This window comes from Candidatus Acidiferrales bacterium, assembly GCA_036514995.1.
GTDB lineage: Bacteria > Acidobacteriota > Terriglobia > Acidiferrales > DATBWB01 > DATBWB01.
Map to the genome: position 1 here is coordinate 22,551 of DATBWB010000073.1, position 6,452 is coordinate 29,002.

Annotated in this window: 4 protein-coding genes; 1 reads left to right on the forward strand and 3 read right to left on the reverse strand. The window is 61.3% G+C overall.

The annotated features are described in order from the left end of the window. Positions 1 to 88 precede the first annotated feature (88 nt). The 3 genes from VIH17_05470 to VIH17_05480 all read right to left on the reverse strand — a co-directional run bounded on the left by VIH17_05470 (position 89) and on the right by VIH17_05480 (position 3,405). A complete protein-coding gene (locus VIH17_05470) occupies positions 89 to 859 on the reverse strand; it encodes a hypothetical protein (GenBank protein HEY4682682.1) in 771 nt (256 codons plus the stop codon). Between the two features lie 173 nt (positions 860 to 1,032). Continuing rightward, the gene (locus VIH17_05475) at positions 1,033 to 1,767 is read right to left on the reverse strand and encodes a gamma-glutamyl-gamma-aminobutyrate hydrolase family protein (GenBank protein HEY4682683.1); all 735 of its coding nucleotides are present in this window, start codon (positions 1,765 to 1,767) and stop codon (positions 1,033 to 1,035) included. A gap of 99 nt (positions 1,768 to 1,866) precedes the next feature. Then, positions 1,867 to 3,405, reverse strand: a complete 1,539-nt coding sequence (locus VIH17_05480; protein HEY4682684.1) for a glycosyltransferase family 39 protein — start codon at positions 3,403 to 3,405, stop codon at positions 1,867 to 1,869. 257 nt (positions 3,406 to 3,662) lie between these two features. Here VIH17_05480 and uvrA point away from each other — a divergent pair. Beyond that, on the forward strand, positions 3,663 to 6,452 hold a 2,790-nt coding region (uvrA, locus tag VIH17_05485), incomplete at its 3' end, for an excinuclease ABC subunit UvrA (GenBank protein HEY4682685.1).

Consider the following 6,452-nt stretch of genomic DNA (forward strand, 5'->3'; position numbering starts at 1 on the left):
AGCCGAGCACCGCGAGCCGAGTGGTCACTTAAAGAAAACCGCGGCCCGTCCCGCATCCCGACGCTTCAGGATCGGGACTGCCGGGGAACTAAGCGCCGGCGGCTTTGGCTCGCGCGGCCGGCGGTTGTTCGACCGCTTCGGTAGCCCGCGCTTCCGACCGCAGCCACGTTCCGGCGAACAACAAGGTCACCGCCGGAAGGATCGCGGCGAGCGTTGTGACCGAAAGCAACAGGCCGCGGTTGAACGTGCCGCGCATGCTCGCGGCAAACGAAATCTGTGTCGCTACGCCGATAAACAGCGCATAGGATGCGCCCGCGAGCAGAGCGGCGTAGGCGGTGCGCGGCGATTGGTCGAGCAGCGCCCAGCCCAGAAAAACGAGCCCCACCGCTCCAAACGCAAGCACTCCCCAGGAGAGCAGCGGCGAAAGAAGCACGTTGCTCTGATAGAGATGCACGAGCGCCTGGCGCAAACTGTCGTCCGTGCCGGCTCGGGCCATGCGCCCCGGCAGGATCGTCAGGAGATTGTTCCACAGAGGCTGCATAGCGGCAAAAAGAACTGAGACTGCAAGAAAGGCCGTAGCCAGAATGGCTCGAGTCGGATGTTTGAGCGCCGCCCGCGATCCGATCGCCAGGATGGCGCAGATGGTGACAATGTGGAGAGCAAAATAGGCGGTGTTCACCGTGATGTCGCGCCAGAAATGTTCGATATCGTTCTGCATCAATTGCGCCCAGTTGATCGGCTCAAAGGGGTTGTAGCTGGCTGCCGAAGAGATTCCCCAAATCCCGAGTCCGAGATACACGGCGCCAACCACCAGAGTTGCCCAGGCCGCCCAGCGAAGGGAACGCGCTGTCCGAAACATCGCTCATCCTCCTGGGAGAGATTTTTCAAAGGGACAGGAAAGGCCCCGTCGAGCGGGGCAGGAACCCTCTTGCCAGCATAGCCGCGGGTCGGAAAAATGCAAGTCGTTTTGTAGGGGCAAGCTTCAGCTTGCCCTTATTCCAGTGCGGCTAAAGACCTGCCCCTACAGGACGGTTACAGCGCCTTCGCCCGCCGGACATATTCGCCCAGGGTGGCGCGACCGAGGTCGTGAAGGCGCGGCAGGAAGAGCGGAGTCTTTTCCAGGATCTTGGCTGCGGTCACGTCCGGGGAGAGGGCTTGAATCTCACGGGCGTTCTCAGTCACCTCGACCCACTCCGTGACCATCTTGGTCGTAACCTCGACGTGAAACTGGATTCCCCAGACAAAATCCATGTAGCGGAACGCCTGATTCATCACCCGGTCGGAGCGAGCCAGAAACGTCGCCCCTTCCGGAAGATCAACAGTGTCTCCGTGCCAGTGAAACACGGTTTCCACCGGGCGAAAGTGCTTGAACAGGGGATCGCCCGCCGCGGCTGGAGTGGTCTCCACCGCATGCCACCCGATCTCCTTGACGCCTGCCGGATAAACCCGCGCCCCCAGCGCTCGGGCGATCAGTTGCGCACCGAGGCAGATTCCGAGCACGGGGATTTTCCGCCGCACCGCCTGTTGAATGATCTCCTGTTCGCGGGCCAGGAATGGAAAATGCTCGGTGTCGTCCACGTTCATCGGCCCGCCCAGGAAGACGACCGCGACCGCGTCCGCGTCCGTCCATTCCGGTTGCTTGTCCCGCTCGGTGAACCAATCCACGTATTCGCACGCCATTCCTTCGCCTTCCGCAATTCGGGCAAGGAGGCCGAGGTGCTCGTGGGCGACGTGGCGAAGGGCGAGGATCCTGGGATTGGCGGGCATGACGTCTGCCTGATCGCTTCCGTGTGAACCCTGCCGTGGCGACTTCACCAGCCTACCGCACCGTGCGTGCAGGAAGAAAGAGTGACCTTCACGCGCCGATCAGAGCCACCTCTTCAGCTTTGGCCACAGTTCCTTGAGCGGTTCTTTCAGACCCCGGCACAGATAGACTGGCCGATTCTCAAAGGGCATCGCATAGGGATGGTAGAGAACCGCGGCTTCTTCCACGGCGTGAAAGCGCTGTTCCAGATCCCGCCTCGTGCCACCCAACACAATTACGATTTCTCCAGTGTATTCCCGGGGCCCCCAGAAGAAATAATTCTGATGAGCGCTGACGGCTTTCGGCAGGCCATATTTTCTGCCAAAGAAATCAATCGCTCCCGCCTCGCCGTAATTGTTGCCGAAAATGGCGGTCTTGGCTCTTTCTTCCGGCGAGAGCGACTGGTAGATGCGCGCCACGGTGGCCGTCATCTCCTCCCAGCCGAACTGGTCAGCATAGATTTGTGGGAGTTCGGCGGTGTGACTGCTCTCCGTCCTCGGAGGTTCGATTCCGATCGCTTTCTGATACCGCAAGAACGTTTCGACCGGCAGTAAGGGTAGACCGAATGGCGCGAGCGCGATCCCTCCGGCGACCAGAACGGTTACTAATGCCGGCTTCAGCCAGGCTTGACCGCTGCGTCCAATCAGATCCTCCACCACCAGCGCTCCAGCAGCCAGGAGCATCGGATAAGCAGGAGCAAGGTAATACACTTTCCCTTTCAGAACCACGAAGGCGACGAACAGAACCACGTACGTCCAACCCAAAACCCGGTATGGCCTGCCTGCTCGCGCGAAGAAGAAAAAGCCGAGGCCAGCAAACCATATGGGAAAGTTCAACGGGTGCATCATCAAGATCTGCTGGGAGAAGAATTGGATGGGTGTGAGCGAAACATTCTTGGTGCTATTCTTCACGTTGTTCAAAAGCTCGAGCGTCGCCCAATCGTGGCGCACCTGCCAGATCAGGTTCGGCAGGAAAATCACGAGCGTGACGAAGCCACCTATCCAGATCCACTTGTTGAAAAGAAACTTCCGCTGTGCTGTCAGCACCAAGCCTACAAAAACCGCGAGCCCGAAAAACGTCATGGAATGCTTGTTCTCAAGCCCCAAACCCGCCAGCAGACCAAACCAGAGCCACCATTTCGGATTGCCCGTTTTGATGACGCGGATGACGACGTAAGCGCAACCCACGCAGAACAGCAGTTCGAATCCATTCATGGAGAGGAAATTGTCAATGCCCAGATAAACGGGTGCGATGATCACCGCAAGGGCCGCCAGAGCTTGCGCCAAGCGGCCCCCGCCCAGTTCGCGCGCCAAGAAGCCGGCGAGCAGGACTTTCAAAGATCCTGCGACGGCAGGGAAAAATCGGATGGCAAAAAGCGAATCGCCCAGGAGCAGCCGACTGAGTTTGGCTGCCAGCGCAACGAGCGGAGGTTGATCCACATAGCCCCAGTCCAGATGTTCGCCGCATGCAATGTAATACAGCTCATCGCGAAAGTAGCCGTAGCGCCCGTTCGCCCAGAAATGCAGCAAGAGTTTCACCAGCGCGAGGCTGATGACAAGGAATGTGCCGCTGTGAAAGAAGCTGGACGACGCTCTCCTCAAATGTTCTTCTGCGCCGCGCGTGTCCGGGTGCCGATGGGAGTCGCCTGCTGCCGGAGGGGGGAAGCTCATATCGTCACGTACGCACTCGACCCAAAATTGTTCACAAATTCAGCAAGTTCCGCAATCTCGATTCCCTGCGTCTCTCTACTGACGAATACTCGTCCACCGCTCGGAACGCCACCTAGCTGCTGCGTCTTGACCTCATGTCGCTCGTTAGTTAGGATGATAGGTTACACTGGCCGAATTATTCTCACTGGGTGCCGGTCACGACTATGGGACTCGACAAGATCGTCGTCCGGGGCGCGCGGCAGCACAATCTGAAAAATATCAATGTGGAAATACCGCGCCACGCCCTGACGGTGGTGACCGGCCTTTCCGGCTCGGGCAAATCCTCCCTCGCCTTCGACACCATCTATGCCGAGGGCCAGCGCCGCTACGTCGAGTCGCTTTCCGCCTACGCCCGCCAGTTTCTCGACCAGATGGAACGGCCCGACGTGGACTCGATCAAGGGCCTGAGCCCCTCGATTGCCATCGGGCAGAAGACCACCAGCCGCAGCCCCCGCTCGACGGTGGGCACCATCACCGAAGTCTATGACTATCTCCGCTTGCTCTATGCCTCCATCGGCACGCCCTACTGTCCCCGCTGCAACAAGTCCATTTCCCGCCAATCCATCGAGCAAATCGTGCAGGCGGTGATGGTGCTCGAATCGGGCGAGCCCTCAAACGACGAGCTCGCCCCGAGACCATCGGGGCCAGCGAGCCGCATCATGATCCTGGCCCCGGTCGTCCGCGGCCGAAAGGGGGAATACCGGAAGGAGCTGGAGAAGTTGGCCCGTGACGGCTTCCTCCGCGCGCGCATTGACGGCGAGCTGCGCAGCCTGGACGAAGAAATCAAGCTCGACCGGCGCAAGAACCACACCATCGAGGTGGTGGTGGATCGCCTGTTGGTCAAGCGGGGTATGGAGAAGCGGCTGGAGGCATCGCTGGCAACAGCGCTTAAACTGGCCGGGGGGCTGGTGGTCGTGGCGGTGGTGGACGGGGAAGAAACCCTCTATTCCGAGAAGATGTCGTGCCGGGACTGCGGCATTTCGGTGCCGCAGCTTGAGCCGCGGTCGTTCTCCTTCAACAGTCCCTACGGCGCCTGCGAGGAGTGCAACGGGCTGGGTTCGAAATACGATTTCGACCCCTCGAAGATCATTGCCGATTGGTCGAAACCGCTCTTTGAAGGCGGCCTGGGACCCGGGGCGGGATCCACGTATTTGCAGCGAACGCTCGAGCTAGCCGCCCACGCCTGCGGCTTCGACCTGGCGACGCCCTTCGAGCGGTTCCCGCGCAAGACTCAGAACCTCATCCTCTACGGCAACGCTGCCCGGTGCGACGGCTCGCCCCCATACAATCGGGGCTCGCGCCCGGTTGCCGGGACGGGATTTCGCTTCCCCGGCATCATTCCGTTCTTGCAGCGGCAGTTTGACGATTCCGCCTCCGATAGCTACCGTGAATGGCTCACGCAATACATGTCGGCGGTGCGCTGCGGCCGTTGCCAGGGAAAGCGGCTGAAGTCCACGTCGCTCGCCGTGAAGCTGGCCGGACGCTCGATCGCCGACTTTACCGCGCTGCCCCTTTCGGCAGCCATTGCCGTGCTCAGGAAAATCGAGCTCACCCCGCGGCAGGAGAAGATTGCCGGACGCATTGTGCGGGAGATTGGCGAGCGCCTGGAATTTATGCTGGCGGTGGGGCTCGGCTATCTGAGCCTGGAGCGCTCGGCGGCCACGCTTTCCGGAGGCGAGGCGCAACGCGTCTGCCTCGCCTCCCAGATTGGCTCCAAGCTGCGGGGCGTGCTCTATGTCCTGGACGAGCCCTCCATCGGCCTCCACCAGCGGGACAATCACCGGCTGCTTCGCACCCTTGAGCAACTGCGCGATCTCGGCAACACGGTCATGGTGGTCGAGCACGACGAAGAAACCATCCGCCGGGCCGACTATGTGCTAGACCTCGGCCCGGGCGCAGGGCGGCACGGCGGAGAAGTGGTGGCGGTGGGTCGGCCGGAGGAAATCGCCGCCGCGCCGGATTCGCTTACCGGCAGCTATCTCTCCGGCCGGCTGAAGATTCCCATCCCGGAAAAGCGCCGGTCGCCCAACGGGAAGTCGCTGACCATCCTCGGCGCGCGCGCCAACAACCTCAAGAACCTGGACGTCAGCTTTCCGCTCGGCATGTTGACCGTGGTCACCGGCGTCTCCGGCTCGGGCAAATCCTCGCTCGTCAACGACATCCTGTATCGCGCCCTGGCGAAAAAGTTTTATCGGGCCATTGAGGACCCCGGGGCGCATCGAGCCATACTGGGGCTCGAACACCTGGACAAGGTCGTTGAGATTGACCAGGCGCCCATCGGCCGCACGCCCCGGTCGAACCCGGCAACCTACACCGGCGTCTTCACTCCCATCCGCGAAATCTTTGCCTTGCTGCCGGAATCGCGCGAGCGGGGCTACCGGCCCGGCCGCTTCAGTTTCAACGTCAAGGGCGGTCGCTGCGAAGCCTGCCAGGGCGACGGCCTCCGGCGCATCGAGATGAATTTCCTGCCCGATGTCTTTGTCACCTGCGAGGTCTGCCGCGGCCGGCGTTACAACGCGGAGACATTGGCGGTGCGCTACAAGGCCCATTCCATCGCTGACCTGCTTGAGATCACGGTGGAAGAGGCGCTCAAACTGCTCGAAAACATCCCCCCGATCAAGCAAAAGCTGCAGACGCTGGTGGACGTCGGCCTCGGCTACATCCGCCTGGGCCAATCCGCCACCACACTCTCCGGCGGCGAAGCCCAGCGCATCAAGCTCGCCCGCGAACTCTCTCGCCGCCAGACCGGCCGTACCCTCTACATCCTCGATGAACCAACGACCGGGCTCCATTTTCACGACGTCAAGAAATTGCTCGACGTGCTCGCCCGGCTCGCCGACCTGGGCAACACCGTCATCATCATCGAACACCACCTCGACGTCATCAAGCAGGGCGACTGGATCATTGACCTCGGGCCTGAAGGCGGCGAGGCCGGCGGC